The organism is Streptomyces torulosus (assembly GCF_001419765.1).
Lineage (GTDB): Bacteria > Actinomycetota > Actinomycetes > Streptomycetales > Streptomycetaceae > Streptomyces > Streptomyces torulosus.
The window spans coordinates 1-14062 of the sequence record NZ_LIRK01000033.1; the positions used below are offsets into that span (position 1 = coordinate 1).

Genomic DNA, 14062 nt, shown 5'->3' on the forward strand with positions numbered 1-14062 from the left:
CGTACTCTTCGCGGCCGACGGCGCTGAGCACCTCCACCGTGCCGCGGCCCGTGGGATACAGCGAGAGGACCTCGTCGGTGACCACAGAGTCACCCAGCGCATCGGTCAGGCACTCGACCGCGACACGGGTGCGGATGGCACCGCCCTCCTCATCAAGCATCGCGGGACCGCGGTAGTCCGCGAGCAGCGGCATGCTGGCCTGAAGCTCGGCGCTGTCCACGGTCCGGACCGGTATGCCGCCGGCCTCCTGCAGAATGCGAAGTCTCCCAGGAACAGGACCGCCCAGGGCGACCACTCCATCCTGGGAGATCAGTTCGGCGCCCAACCGGTCGGCCCACTCGTCCCAGACGGCGCGGCCCTGCCGGGTGAATTCGACCAGGCGGGCGTCGTCGTGCGCGTGACGGAATATGCGGGACTCGCCACCGGATTGCCCGTTGCCTGGAACGCCGCTTTCGTAGACCCGCGCCGTCGTTCCGCGTTCGGCCAGTGCATAGGCGGTGCAGAGTCCGACGATGCCGGCTCCTACCACGGCCACTTCGGGAACCCGGCCCATTCGATCGCCTCACTTCGCGCCCCCGGAGATTTCCCTCTACGGAGCAGGGGTCAGGTTCATCTGTCGCCGCCGCGAACTGGTGGGCGACTGGCCCCGATGGGCGGCACTGCCAGGCTCTATGCGATACGGCGGCGAGGAACCGCCTCTTCTCCAGCCTCACACCGGTCTGAAATATGTCAACCGGCCACCTCGGATGGCGGCCCTGACCGACCGGCGGAGAGTCGCGGGGGCGAACGCCCTGGTCGAGGCCTGGGAGGTATCCGAGCAGGACTGGCCGGGATGGCGATTCCGTGGCTGTCCAGACCAGCGGGCAGCAGCAGGGTTTCCGCTCGATCGAGGTGTCGACCCGCCGGACATTGGCAGGACTCATGGATCCGTCGCCCCGCATTCAGAAGAGGGGGGCGGCCGCGAGTGACGCTCACGGATGGCTGCGCATCGCCGGCGCCCAGCACTCGGTGCTGGGGGTCCTTCAGCTCGTCGGCCTGGACGAGGTCATCTCCTGCCACCACACCGTCGAGCAGGCTCTGACCGTCTAACCCGCTTCACTCTCCCCTGGCGTCGGCGGCTCGCGGCGTTGGCGCTCTGGCTACCGGCTTCCGTTGCCCGCCCGCCCCAGCACATGCCCCACCTGATCCGGAAGCGTTGCCCCAACGCCCGGACGGCCCCCTGCGAAGAGCAGCAGGAGAACCGAGCACACCTTTGGGAGACACGCGCGACCCTGACCACACTGCCCAAGCCACAGAACCACACACAAGCACCGCAGTCGGTCACTCCCTCGAGTCACCCTCGGACCGAGTTACGTCGATGTAGAACTCCTGGCCAGCAGGTCCCGACATACGCACCAGCATCCCGCCCGGACGTCCCCAGACATCCGGATGAGGCCCCACCTCGGCGAACCGGCCGCCCGGAACCAGCAGCCGCGTGATCAGATTCCACACCTCTTCAAGTGTCATGCACGGTCAAGGACACGACAGTCCTGAACCCCACGACTCCGGCCCGCACCACTCACACTGTGTCTTCCCCGCAACCATCCAAGGGCTGTAGGCCCACCCTGTCCCGCCGGGTGGCCCGCATCCAAGTCACACCTGGCGGCCGGACGAGCGAGGACGGGCAGCCAGGGCGGCGCCGCAGCCGACTCGGGGACGACTGCGGCACCGCCCATGCGCAGCAGGCAACACACGCCCCGGGCCCACCGTGCCAGTGGCCCACCATTGCCACCATGCAGCGCCGATCGGGTCGACCGCAGCGGACCGTGGGTTAGTCGATCGTGAGCCGGCGGAAGGCGTCGATCGTGTCCCGTACCGCCGGTGCCTGCGGCCACTCTGCCCTGGAACTCGACGAACCGACAGTCGCCCAGCGGCCCGGCGGTGAGGTGAATGCCAGGAGAAACTGGGTCCAGTGCCCGAAAGTACGGTGAAGAAACCGGGGAAATCGACCGTGTGTTCTCGCATTCGCCGGGCACGAGGAGCGACGGAGGTTGATAACTATGGTTCCCCTGCTTCTCGTTCTTCTGCTGGCTCTGATCCTCTTCGGCGCGGGTTTCGCGCTGAAGGCACTGTGGTGGATCGCCGTCATCGTGCTGGTCGTCTGGCTGCTGGGCTTCGTCATGCGCTCCGCAGACACAGGCGGCCGCAGGGGCCGCTGGTATCGCTGGTAATCCGCCAAGCAGCAGCATGCCTGTGGGCTCCGGATACGTCCGGGGCCCACAGGCATGTCCCGGATCAGGACATCTCTTTCGGGCGAACGGTGTAACTACCACCTTCCCGGGAGCCGGGCCACATAGCTGGGGCCCGGTGAAGCAGTGGAGCCTCCACCTCCAAACCACCGGACCCCAGCCACCCCGACATCCCGCACCGCGCGCTCGCCAGACAACAGGTCACCCGCAAGTCGGGGCGCAGCCGTGAGGACCCAGATCTGCCTACGGCCGTCGCCCTGCACCCAGGAAGGAACTGCGCGGGAACCGGAAGGTCACGGCCGCCTCCTCCCAGCGCCGACCGTCCGGGGGCGGGGCACGGGTTGCGGTCAGGAGCTGACGATGCGGCGCACGTTGTCGACGGCACCGCAGCTTTCCTTCAGCTGACGCTCGCGCTCTTCCACAAACGCCTCGCCCAGTTCCACGCGGCGCTCCATGGCCACGTTCTCGCGCGCTCCGTTGAGGATGGTGCGCTCCTCCTCGTCGGCGTGGTGGGTGACGGCCTGCACGAGATCTTCCAGCTTCTCGTCCCACTCCTGGGAGCCGACCTCGTCGACTTCCAGGAGTGCCAGGAGTGCCTTGTTGCCCTCCTCGTGCTCCTCCTCGCCGTGTTCCACCTCTTCGTCGTCGATCTTCTTGTAGCGCTTGAGGGCGGGATAGACCTTCGCCTCTTCCGCCAGTGCGTGCGCGATCAGCAGACCGGAGAATTCCCGCAGAGCGGCGGCCCGGTCGGCTTCGACGCTGCGCATCAGGCGAAAGAGCTCCTCCATCTTCCGGTGGTCCTGGAGAATGAGTTCAACGACGTCTCGTGTCTCTGCCATGGGAAGAGCATCACTTTCGTGCGGGGGACCTTGCCGAAATCCTGCTACCCCATCCACTGGTGTTCATCAGGACGGCCTGATCGAACAACGAGCAGAACCCTCGGACACCGATCTGCACAGCCTCACCGAGACAGCCCGCCAAGGCGTCGGCATGAATGTGCACGACCTGCACGAGCTGTCCTCATCCACCAACTGGCTCGTATGACCAGAACCGGGATGCCGAGGGCGGCGAGCCAGTCGGTGAACATGCGGCGCAGGGTGTCCTCGGGCGTCGAAGGTGCGGTACGGAGGCTCTGATGCGGGCAGTGGCCGTCGAGCCCCGTGACCAGACGGGGCGGGCGCCGTACAGGACCAGACGTCGCCACTCCCCCATGCTGTCCTGGTACAGGAGGCCCGTTCGTTGCGCGGGCCAGGCAAGTGTGGGATGTGCCGTCAGTTGCCTGGCCGGTCACATGCCGAGCACGCGTCGGGTCTCGTCGGCGATCTGCTGGGTCTCGCCGGTTGCGACCACGAAGACCGGGACACCGCTCACCGGCCGATCGATGCGTCGGAGGCCTTCCCGCCATCAAATCGTCCAGTTCGGGGACGAGCAGCCCGCCTCGTACACCGAGAACAGTCAGGGCCGAGCAGATCTCCTCGCGTACCTCGGGTTGGTCCTCGCCGATCTCCCCGGTGAAGACCAGCGCGTCCAGCCGGTCCAGCGAGGCGGCCGTCGAGGCGATGCCCCTGCGGCAGCTGAGTGTGAACGTCGCCAGCGCCAACGCGGCCGCGGCATCACCCTCCTCGCGGGCGCGCACCAGGTCCCGGGTGTCTCCCGAGGTACCGGAGAGGCCGAGCAGACCGGAATGCCGGTGGAGTGTGTCATCCAATTCGTCCGTGCTCAGACCGTGCCGCCGCTGCAGCCACAGCAGCGCGCCGGGGTCGAGGCTGCCGCTGCGCCGAATCATCACCAGGCCTTCCCGCGGAGTGAGGCCCATGGTGGTTTCCACGCTGCGTCCGTTCCGGACGGCGCAGGCCGAGCAGCCGCCGCCCAGGTGGACGAGTACGACCTGGAGGTTGTCGACGGGTCGGCCCAGGGCCTGCGCCGCCCTCTGCAGTGCCCACGAGTAGGAAAGCCCGTGGAAGCCGTACCGGCGCAGCCCGTATTCGGCTCGCCATCGCTCCGGCACGGCGTACGTGCGCGCCGGTGCCGGCAGATCCTTGTGAAAGACAGTGTCGAAGCAGGCGACGTGAGGAACGTCGGGGGAGCCGAAGCCGGCAGCAGAGAGCGGTGGCGGGTTCCTTCGTGTCCCGGTAGGGCCGGGCACTGCCCGATATCAGGAACCCTGATGATGCCCACGATGATGCATACGGCGATGCCGGATGACACGGGTGTTGCCGAGACGCGTCGGTCGCGCTTTCCGGGTTGCCTGCCCGGCTCCTGCGGGGGAGAAGGGATGCGGTGACAGGTCTTGGCGGGGCCCGCCCGGCGGGCGTACTTCTTTATCAGGTTTCCTGATATTCAACTCGGGGAGCATTGTCCATGACGCATGCCCAGGAGCCGAGGTCGTGGTTTCTCGGTTTCGGCCGCTCGGCGCCGTGCCGGTTGCACCGCTTGCCTCCGACACCGAGCACCTGTCCTGTCCTGCTCGGTCACAGGCTCCTGGCCTGTGGTGTGAGGGTGGCGCAACTGAAGTCCCCACGGGGTCTAACAGTTCGGTAACCGGCTGATAAAGAGGCCGGACTAGCGTCATGGCCATGAGGGTGTGGACGCCATCTCGGCCGCTGCCCGGCAGGCTCGGCGCAAGCGGCAAAAGCGTTTTCCGCAGAGGGGGTTCTGGACGCCACCACAGCGACCGGACTACGTCCGGCCGACGGCCGCTGCCTGGCTGGCGCAGCATCAGAGGCCGTGTGGCGGTGGTCATCGCGGTCCCGATCTGCCTATTGCTCGCGGTGGCCGGGCTGGCCGTGTACGACCGTGCCGAGGCCCTCGGCGACGCGCGGACGACCCGCGCCGAGGTCGGCCTCAGCCTGCGGGTCCAAGCCCTGGTACACCAGCTGCAACGCGAACGCGGCCTGACGAACGGTCTGCTGGGCGGTGAGGAGAAGTTCCGTACACCGCTCGCCGCCACGCGCGAACGCGTTGACACCGCGCTGCGCGGAATGCGCCCCGAACGAGCCGTCGAGGATGTCATCCAGCGGAGCCTGCGGCGCCTGGCCTCCTTCCGCTCCGCCGCCGACAGAGCGACCGACGGCACGGGCACCGCCGACCGGACCGCCACCCTCGCCTTCTACACCACCGCGGTCGACGCTCTCAACGCCGTCGACCCGGTCGCGGAGACCGCGACGCGCGCGGACCGCCAACTGGGCGACGGCCTGGCGGGGTTACGGGAACTGGCTGCGGCCAAGGAGTCCGTCGCTCTCGAACGGGGTCTCCTCAACGGCGTGTTCGCCGAGGGTGCCTTCCAGGGCCGCGAATACGTCGCCTTCACCGAGGCGCGCGCCACGCGCGTCGCAGCCCTCGCCCGCTTCCGACAGGTCGCCACCGCGCCCCAGCGCGCGGCTCTGAAGAAGGCGTTCGGCACCGAGGACGCCCAACGCGCCACCGCCTACGAGACCCAGGCGGAAGGCGCGGCCGACGGTTCCGCGCTGAACGCCGACGCCGGCACATGGTGGGACGCGATGACCGTACTCGTCGACGATCTGTACGCCGCCCAGCAGTCGGTCGGTGACGACGTACGGGACCGGGCCGACCGGCTCAGTCACGACGCGGAGCTGGACCTCGCCGCCTACCTCGTCGCGGGAACGCTCATGGCCGCCCTCGTCGCAGGCCTCGCCGCCTTTGCCTCACGTTCCCTCACGCGCCCGCTCGGCGCACTCGCCGAGGCCGCCCACGAAGTGGCGCGGCACCGGCTGCCCGCGGCCGTCGCCCGTATCCAGCGGTCCCCGCAGGAACACGAGGAGTTCCTCACGCCGGCGGATGCCCGGGACACCCCCGAGGCACGGTCGCTGGGTGGCACGGCGGAGATCGCCGAGGTGGCGGCGTCCCTGCGCCAGGTGGAACAGACCGCCCTCCAACTGGCTGCCCAGCAAGCCGGCCTGCGCCGCAACACCACCGAATCACTCGCCAACCTCGGCCGCCGCAACCAGAACCTCGTGCGTCGCCAGCTCAGCCTCATCACCCGCCTGGAACAGCAGGAACTCGACCCGGACGCCCTCGCCGAACTCTTCGAGCTCGACCACCTCGCCACCCGCATGCGGCGCAACGCCGAAAGTCTGCTGGTCCTGGCCGGGCAGAATCCGCCCCGGCCCACGGCAACGTCCGCCGACGGCCTGGAAGTCGTCCAGTCCGCGGTCGCCGAGGTGGAGCAGTACCGGCGGGTCCTGATCGCGACCGTGGAGCCGGTGCGGGTACGCGGGCACGCCGTCGCCGATGTCGCCCACCTCCTCGCCGAACTCATCGAGAACGGGCTGAACTTCTCGCCCCCGACCGAACCGGTGGAGGTGCACGGCTGGTACGACACCGAGGACGACACCTACTGCTTCGCTGTCGTCGACCACGGCATCGGCATGTCCGAAGCCGACAAGGAACGTGCGGGCGCCCGCTTCCGTGACTCCGGCGAGGAAGCTCTGCTCGCCGCACCCACCCGGTTCCTCGGCCACCTCGTCGTCGGCCGGCTCGCCCACCGCCTCGGTGAAGGCGCGCAAGTCCACCTCTTCGACACCACCGGGGGCGGCCTGTCCGCACTCCTTGCTCTTCCCGGGCGCCTGCTCGCCCCCGCGCAGGACAGCTCCGCCACACCTCGACCTGCCAGGCCCGCTGTCTCCTCCCTGCTCAACGGCTTCCGAGCAGGTGTCGCCCGTGCCGAGGCCAGAAGCACACAAGGAGTGTCATCGTGACCACCGCCGTCCAGAGTTTCAGCTGGCTCATCTCGGAGTTCGTACGCACCACCGACGGCGTCACCGACGCCGTCGCCGTCTCCTGCGACGGCCTGCTGATGGCCGCCTCGGACAACCTCGGCCGGGATCGCGCCGACCACCTGGCCGCAGTCGTCTCCGGTATCACCAGCCTCGCCCAGAACGCGGCGACGGCACACGGCTTCCACGGCATGAAGCTCGTCATGATCGAAATGCTCGGGGGCTTCCTCATGGTCGGTCGCATCCGCGACGGCAGCTGCCTCGGCGTCCTCGCCGCCGAGGGATGCGACGTCGGCCTGGTCGGCTACGAAATGGCCGTCCTCGCCGACCGCGCCGGAGAACTGCTCACCCCGCAGCTGATACGGGAACTCAACTCCACGCCCGTCAGCGCGGGTTGATCACAGCGCACTGCTGCTACCTGCGTCTCAGGGACCGGCTGGTGAGTCCCACCCACCCCAGGAGCCTCATCTGTACGTCGACATCACGCGGGAAGAGCAGAGGTGCCCGGCGGAATCGAGCCGACGGGCGCCTCTGAGAAGCAGGCAGCTGCGCACCGCCCTCGGGCCGACAAGGCCGACGCCGGTCCCTGGACCTTTGAGCGGTCGACTCGCGACGTAAGTCGGCCCGGCGCCCGTCAAACTCGGCACGGGCGACTCGACGAAGCTGTCGGCCGAGCGTCACCGTCGCGAGGGCTGCGGCCGAGGGCCGTGAACTCGTCGGAAGGGTAAGGCTGGTGAACGCGCGCGACAGACCGCGGGTGTGGGCGACGTGACCATCACCCCGGGATTGATGATCCGGGGGTGCGGGTGGCTCGGCCGAAGCCGTGGGAAGTCGATGACGAGTTGTGGGCAGTGATCGAGCCACTGCTGCCCAAGGTCGAGCGTCGGACCCGGCATCCGGGACGCAAGCGGCATCCGGACCGGCTCGTGTTCCAGGGCATCCTGTTCGTCCTACACACCGGAATCGCCTGGGAACATCTGCCGCAGGAACTTGGCTTCGGCTCGGGTATGACCTGCTGGCGCCGGCTGGCCGAGTGGACCGAGGCCGAGGTGTGGCCGCGACTGCACGAGGCCCTCCTCGCCAAGGTCAGCGGCGCGAACGCCCTGGACTTCTCCCGGGCGGCGGTCGACGGCTCCCACATCCGGGCGTTAAAGGGGGCTCCAAGACCGGACGAAGCCCCGTCGACCGGGGCAGGACGGGTAACAAGCATCACTTGATCACCGACGCCACCGGCATTCCACGCGCCGCCATCCTGACTGGCGGCAACCGCAACGACGTCACCCAGCTGATCCCACTCCTCCAGGCCGTGCCGTCCGTACGGGGCAAGCGTGGCCGGCCCCGGCGCGCGCCCGGACGTAGTCCTGGCAGACCGCGGTTACGACCACGACAAGTACCGCCGTCTCGTCTGGAACCTCGGCGTGAAGCCGTTGATCACTTGCCGCGGCACCGAACATGGCTCCAGCCTGGGCACCCAACGCTGGCTCGTGGAGCGCGCGTTCGCCCACCTGCACTGGTTCCGCCGCCTGCGCATCCGCTGGGAGATACGCGACGACATCCACGAAGCTTTCCTCACCCTCGGATGCGCACTCATCTGCCGGCGGCGCCTGGCCGCAGTTCAGCGCCGCCACTCATAGGCGCCCGGTGAAGACTCCAGCACTTCGCTCGGCCACTCCTGCAGCACCTGCCCGAGCAGCTTTCGCTGCTCGTCGATCCAGCCCTCTTCAAGACTCATGGGAAGGAACACGGAGACGCATGAACTGCCCAGATCTTCTACACGGACAGCGACAGTCTCATGCTCCTCGTTGTACGGCTGGATCTTGATCTCGGGGCTGTGGTCGTCGTCCCTCCAGCAGATGTCCTGACCGGCAGCAAGCAGGTCCAGGGCGCGGGACCACTCCTCCAGGTCGGAAGGGAACAGGGACATGTCCAACCGACCGCTGACGAAGCTGCTGGTCACAATGACCTCTGCGTCGAGCTGGTCGTGAAGATGCAACACGCCCGGCGACCTACGCCTCAGCACACGCACCCGGAAGCTGTTGTCGCCATCCGAGAGGCTGATCAGTTCCACCCTGCACCCTCTGCCCTGCCCGCTCACATCTGTCGGAGCTCAGGGTCTCTGAACCAGATCAACGGGCACAAGCAGGTTATCCCCGCCTTCTTCCGTTAGGAGTTCTTAGCCGGGGGTGAGGCGCCAGTATCCATACGGGTTGTAGAAGAACTCGTCTTCCTCGTAGCGCTCACATTCCATACGGTTCATGATCCAGCGCGGTGCGTCCGGAGACAGACGGAAACCTTCGCCGTCCCGGATCCCGCGTGTGGGCTGCTCGGTCAGCAGGTAGTACCTGGCGGTGTCCATGGTCGTCATCCACTCACCCCACTGCTCCAGCGCCGCAGCGGGCCCGGGCGCGAGTTCGACGTCGGCCTCGCCCAGGAGATGCATGCCGCAGCTGTAGAACACATCCTCATCGAGCAGGGCCGGCACCACCCACGCGTGATCGAGGGCGCCCGCCAGGTCGTGGTCGTTCTCGGCTGTCGCTGCCCGGTCCGCAAGGGTCAGCCACCGCCCGCGACCGCAGGCCACCCCGCTGGATTCGTTCTTCACTGCGGTGGCGCCGTTGGCCAGCAGAGCGGCGGTGACGGCCAGGGCCTGTCGGGACACCTCCACGGCACTGGACTGGGAGATCGGCTGCGACAGGACGTACGCAACCGAGTCATGCGCGTCCACCGCGGCCCAGTCGTCATCGCCGAACTCGTCGTCTCGGGTGGGCCGCCGGGCATCCAGCGTGGCGCCGAAAGCGTCACGCATCCGAGGGTCCGGCTCCTGCTGCAACTCATCGACTATGAAGTCCCCCGCGCCAGCCGCCTCGACCACCCGGTTAAGTACATCGAGATCCAGGCCCACTCCGACCGCGCAGAGCACATGCCTCGGCATCACACCCGACGCGGGGACCACGAAGCGGGAATCGTTCATGACAGTTCCTTGCCACATCTTGTTCACTGCCACAGCATCGCAGGCAAGTACGGTGCCACGTCCGCTTGTCAGAGGTGCTGGCTCGCTTCTCACGACCTCATCCGTCTCACCGAAACCACCGCTGCGGCAGTCATCGGCGACGTCCAGGGGCGCGACGTGACGGCCGCTGCCCTGGTGCACGACGCATCGAAAGGAGTCGACCGCAACACCACCCGCTGCACACCGTGCACTTTCTCCCCGATCCCGCACGGCCGGGCGAGCTCATGAACCCCTTCATGGGCGCCATCGAGTTCGCGGACAGCAAGGACCACCCGCAGCTTCAGGTGGCGGACTGGGCTGCGGGCGCGACGCGCCAGTGGTCGCAGTGGATGGCAGGTGGCGGCGGGGACCGGTTCTTCCGCGACCTGGAGCCGGTTGCCCGTCCATGGCTGATCGACGGCATATGGCCGACTCCCGTGGAGGGCTCAGAGACATGATGGCGACGAGGGGCGCCTGCAGGATCTGAACAGGCGCCCCTGAACTCGGAGTCGCCCTTGGACCACACCACCAGGAGGAACCAGTGTCATACCCCCAACTCCTCACCCCCGAGGAGAAGCTCGCCGACGCGAAGAAGCTGTTGAGCCTCCCGCGTATCGTCGTGATCTGCGGCTCCACCCGCTTCATGACTGAGATGAACGAGGCCGATCTGCGGGAGACCAAAGCCGGAAAGATTGTCGTCAAACCGGGCTGTGACATGAAGGCGCCGCACGAACTTTGGTCCGATCCTGTCGAGGCCGAGGCGCTGAAGGTTCGACTCGACGATCTGCACCGGGCGAAGATCCGGCTCGCTGATGAGGTGCTCGTAGTCGGCGACTACATCGGAGACAGCACCCGAGCCGAAATCGCCTACGCCCGGTCGCTGGGCAAGCCCGTGCGGTTCACGCACCCCGAAGTCGACCCTGACGCCTGACCGCCCGCTGCCACCTCGACAACCAGGGCCGACAGCCCGCCGCCTCGCCGTCTCGGGGTGGCTTCGGCCGCCGCCCACCCCACGCCCTCCGCAGGCATCCCTTGGAATTGATCACCTAGGCCGCCCGGGTGCCGTGACCGAGTCACCCACGCCCCCGGCGGCGCGTCAGCCGGGCCCCGGCACGCTGCGCCCAACTAGGGTCCGTCTTCAAAGATCACCTGGTGATGGATCACGGTGGCTGTGATACGCCCGCCATGAACTCAGCGACCACGATTGGGAATTACTCGCTCCCTTGATACCGCGAGCCGTGACGGGCCGGCCTCGTGCCGAGGACCGGAAGATCATCAACGGCATGGTCTACAAGATCCGTACCGGGATCTCCTGGTGCAAGATCCGTTTGAAGACGGACCCTAGTACTTGGTTTGGTTCGCACCCTCGAGCTACCAAGAGGCCCTGCTGTCATGCGCCGACTCTCGCGTGATCACCCGATCACGAACCCTGTTCGAGCAGGCCAGCTCCGTGATCGATAAGCGGATGGCGCCTCAGTCCTCACATCATGGCCCGCGCCACCTCTCCGGCCGCCATAATGGACCACCGTCCCGCCGCCTGGTGATGGACAGGCGCGGGGCGGTGGGCTCGTGCGGTGGGTCAGTAGACGATGTTGAAGGTGGCGTCGGCGCGGCCGGTCGCGGTCGAGATCTCGTCGAGCCGCAGGGCGAACGCGAAGTGCCGCAGGTAGCGGGTCGGGAACCGGGCCGAGCGGAACGACGACCATTTCCCGTCGGCGAGGCCGGCGACGCGGTGGAACGTGGCGTCGGTGGCGAAGGCCGCCGTGCCGTCGTTACGGACCAGCTTGATCACGAAGTCTTCCTGCTTCATGTAGTAGCCGGGGAAGTTGACCGACTCGAACGACACGCCGTTGGGGTCGGACAGGCCGGGCCGCAGCCGCCACTGCGCGTCCTGGTAGGGGTCGAAGGGCAGTTCGCTGATCCGGCCGGCGTTGTTCTCGTGGCGGGCGTAGTGGCCGGGGAAGTTGTAGGACTTCAGGAGGTTCCAGCTGGTGCCGCCGTACCGGGCCAGGAGGCGGTCGCGATCGGCGGCGGTGATCGGGTGGACGGTGTTGTGCTTGGCGTTCAGCGGTGCGGTGTACGACTGGCGGCCGACCTTGGTCCACACCCCCGACACCAAGTCGCCTTCCCACAGGTCGAACTTCGCGTTGGGGCAGAAGGTGTCACCCCACAGCGACCAGGTGGACGAGGTGAGCGACTTCACCAGCGTGGGGGCCTCGGTGCACCGGTTCTCGGCGACGCCGTCGGTGTACTTGGTGAAGCTGCCCGGTTCCACCGACGTCGAGTTCGCGCCGACCAGCCGGCCCGTCGCGTTGCTCTTGTAGTAGAGGTAGTTGGATCCGTTGACGTTGGTGACGACGTGGGAGTCGATGATGCCGGAGCCCGCGTCGTGGAACACCATGGGGTCGGTGGCGGTGACGAAGTCGGTCGTGTAGGAGACGGCGATCACCGAGTACGACTTGCCCTGCGGGACGGTGGAGAACGTGATGCCGTAGGCGCGTCGGACCGGGTCCCAGTGGATGGCCGGGGCCCAGCTGTAGGAGTTCGGGTTGGTGGCGTTGACCTTCAACAGCCGGTCCGCCGACCAGTTCACCAGGTCCGGCGAGGTCCAGACGTGGATGTTCGGGTTGGCCTTGGTGAAGCTGCCACCCACGGGGATGTCGGTCGCGAGCACGACCCAGCTGCCGTCGGGCAGCCGGTACAGGAACGGGTCGCGGATGCCCTTGGTGCCCGCGGTGGGAGTGAGGATCGGGTTGTTGTCGTTGAGCGGCGTCCACTCCCGGCCGTCGTCACTGACCGCGAGGTGCAGGGCGTTGACGTTGCCCGCGCCGCTGAGCGACTCCTTGAAATAGCCCATCACATAGGCGGAGTCGGCGTCGGCCGCCGCGGCCGTCTGCGCGGGCACGGCCACTCCCGTGGCCAGCGCCACCAGAGCGATGAGGAACGCCGCTCTCCTGATCAGTCTTGCCAGCAAGGTCTTTCCTCTCGATGCGTGATTCTCACAGGCGTGCGGCACCGACGCCCTCCTTGCGAAGGCGAAGGAGCGGGAGAGTGCCGCGGGTCCGTCGGGTCAGTTCGTCAGGCGGAAGGTGGCGTCGCTGTACCTGTGCCGACCGGCCGCTCCCTACTTGATGAACCGCGTCATCGAGGAGCTCTGCTCGGCTGCGGCAGCCCGCTGGGGGCGGTTCAAGGTTGAGCCGTGAGAGCGGGTCGGCGGCGACCCAAGTCGCCGGCCGCCGGGAGAGAACCGCATGCGTGTGCGCCTCCTGTCTTCACGCGGGTGCGACGTGCAAGTCACGGTGGAGTCGAGGCACTTGCGGTCGCCGTAACCGCGTGAGGAGTGGAAGGGCAGCGTCGGCGGAGCTGCCCCACTTTGAGCCGATGACGGGTGCGCGTCACGGGGCAGCCCCCCAGAGAACACCCGTTCGCAATTTCGAACGTCGTACGTAACTTCGGCCAGAAGGTAAACGTCCGGTTAGATCACGTCAAGAGAACCAGCCAGTCCGGTAGTTTCGTTTTCCGACGAGCGGCGCGCCACACCTCCCGGCGCGGGAGGGACCGCTCCCGTTCGGCGAGCAGCGGGCACCGAATCGCCCTACCACGGAGACCCTCGGCTCGGGCAGCGCCTTCAGGGCCGGCCCGTTCGATGCGCCTCCATGCTTGCGGGACCATCACCCCCGGCTTCACCTCCGCGTGACGCCGCCGAGGGCCGTCCGGTGATGGCGAACCGCCGCTCGCCGAGGTCCCCGCGCCCCGCCTCTGGGCAGTCCGACGCGCCCATGCAGCAAGGCAGGTGGTTCCGCGTCGCACTTCCCGTTATGAGCGGCGCGCCCGGGCGTCTCCTGTACGCACACCCCACCCGGTCGGTCCCGCAGCCCTCTTGACGCCCCTTCACATCACCCTCTAGCTTTTCGCCGAATTTACGAACACTGTCCCATATTTCGAACAAGTTAGGTCTTGGCGCCCTTTGCTCCAGACCTTTGACGGGCCAGCCGTCTCCGCCATCCCCACCCACGCCCCCGACCCCCCGACACGAAACAAGGATGTCTCTGTCATGAGCAGTACTCCCGTAATGGCCGGTGTGGAACAGCTACGGCGGCGCGCTTGGC

Annotated in this window: 12 protein-coding genes and 2 pseudogenes; 8 read left to right on the forward strand and 6 right to left on the reverse strand. The window is 67.6% G+C overall.

What is annotated here, in order from left to right; genetic code table 11:
• Positions 1-553 (reverse strand): NAD(P)/FAD-dependent oxidoreductase (locus tag AOK23_RS03285; protein WP_157877926.1); only part of this gene is annotated, 553 nt, incomplete at its 3' end.
• 290 nt (positions 554-843) lie between these two features.
• Between AOK23_RS03285 and AOK23_RS51825 the strand changes: the two genes are divergently transcribed.
• Positions 844-1089: a hypothetical protein gene (locus AOK23_RS51825; protein WP_055711240.1), complete on the forward strand. Its 246-nt coding sequence runs from the start codon at positions 844-846 to the stop codon at positions 1087-1089.
• A 950-nt stretch (positions 1090-2039) separates the two neighbouring features.
• Complete coding sequence (locus tag AOK23_RS03295) at positions 2040-2210, forward strand: DUF5670 family protein (protein ID WP_045563097.1); 171 nt, start codon at positions 2040-2042, stop codon at positions 2208-2210.
• Between the two features lie 365 nt (positions 2211-2575).
• Here AOK23_RS03295 and AOK23_RS03300 read toward each other — a convergent pair whose 3' ends face one another.
• Entirely contained in the window at positions 2576-3067 is a 492-nt protein-coding gene (locus AOK23_RS03300) for a hemerythrin domain-containing protein (RefSeq protein WP_055711241.1), read from the reverse strand.
• Positions 3068-3189: 122 nt separating this feature from the next.
• Entirely contained in the window at positions 3190-4374 is a 1185-nt protein-coding gene (locus tag AOK23_RS03305) for a hypothetical protein (protein WP_240496230.1), read from the reverse strand.
• Positions 4375-4957: 583 nt separating this feature from the next.
• Here AOK23_RS03305 and AOK23_RS03310 point away from each other — a divergent pair.
• The 3 genes and pseudogenes from AOK23_RS03310 to AOK23_RS44380 all read left to right on the forward strand — a co-directional run bounded on the left by AOK23_RS03310 (position 4958) and on the right by AOK23_RS44380 (position 8598).
• On the forward strand, positions 4958-6946 hold the full coding sequence (locus AOK23_RS03310; RefSeq protein WP_240496231.1) for a sensor histidine kinase: 1989 nt from the start codon (positions 4958-4960) through the stop codon (positions 6944-6946).
• Positions 6943-7362, forward strand: a complete 420-nt coding sequence (locus tag AOK23_RS03315) for a roadblock/LC7 domain-containing protein (RefSeq protein ID WP_055711242.1) — start codon at positions 6943-6945, stop codon at positions 7360-7362. Before AOK23_RS03310 ends, AOK23_RS03315 begins: the two co-directional genes overlap by 4 nt.
• A 408-nt stretch (positions 7363-7770) precedes the next feature.
• Positions 7771-8598 (forward strand): annotated as a pseudogene (locus tag AOK23_RS44380) (IS5 family transposase).
• On the opposite strand, the gene AOK23_RS03330 reads toward AOK23_RS44380, so the two are convergent.
• Both AOK23_RS03330 and AOK23_RS49315 read right to left on the reverse strand, forming a co-directional pair.
• Entirely contained in the window at positions 8580-9032 is a 453-nt protein-coding gene (locus AOK23_RS03330; RefSeq protein ID WP_055711243.1) for a DUF5959 family protein, read from the reverse strand. The pseudogene AOK23_RS44380 and the gene AOK23_RS03330 overlap by 19 nt on opposite strands.
• Before the next feature lie 105 nt (positions 9033-9137).
• Positions 9138-9935 (reverse strand): hypothetical protein, encoded by a 798-nt coding sequence (locus AOK23_RS49315; RefSeq protein ID WP_055711244.1) that lies wholly within the window; start codon positions 9933-9935, stop codon positions 9138-9140.
• 224 nt (positions 9936-10159) lie between these two features.
• Between AOK23_RS49315 and AOK23_RS47635 the strand changes: the two genes are divergently transcribed.
• From AOK23_RS47635 to AOK23_RS51830, 3 genes and pseudogenes are all read left to right on the forward strand, one after another.
• Positions 10160-10411 (forward strand): DUF3800 domain-containing protein, encoded by a 252-nt coding sequence (locus AOK23_RS47635; RefSeq protein WP_055711245.1) that lies wholly within the window; start codon positions 10160-10162, stop codon positions 10409-10411.
• A gap of 83 nt (positions 10412-10494) precedes the next feature.
• Entirely contained in the window at positions 10495-10884 is a 390-nt protein-coding gene (locus tag AOK23_RS03345) for a hypothetical protein (RefSeq protein ID WP_055711246.1), read from the forward strand.
• A 271-nt stretch (positions 10885-11155) separates the two neighbouring features.
• Positions 11156-11365, forward strand: a pseudogene (locus AOK23_RS51830) (transposase); the annotation flags it as partial.
• Between the two features lie 167 nt (positions 11366-11532).
• Here AOK23_RS51830 and AOK23_RS03350 read toward each other — a convergent pair.
• Positions 11533-12927, reverse strand: a complete 1395-nt coding sequence (locus AOK23_RS03350) for a glycoside hydrolase family 43 protein (protein WP_240496232.1) — start codon at positions 12925-12927, stop codon at positions 11533-11535.
• Between the last annotated feature and the right edge of the window lie 1135 nt (positions 12928-14062).

Bases quoted from the DNA above. Each gene is read 5' to 3' on its own strand.
- AOK23_RS03300 (WP_055711241.1), bottom strand. From the start codon at position 3,067: ATGGCAGAGACACGAGACGTCGTTGAACTCATTCTCCAGGACCACCGG.
- AOK23_RS03295 (WP_045563097.1), top strand. From the start codon at position 2,040: ATGGTTCCCCTGCTTCTCGTTCTTCTGCTGGCTCTGATCCTCTTCGGC.
- AOK23_RS49315 (WP_055711244.1), bottom strand. From the start codon at position 9,935: ATGAACGATTCCCGCTTCGTGGTCCCCGCGTCGGGTGTGATGCCGAGG.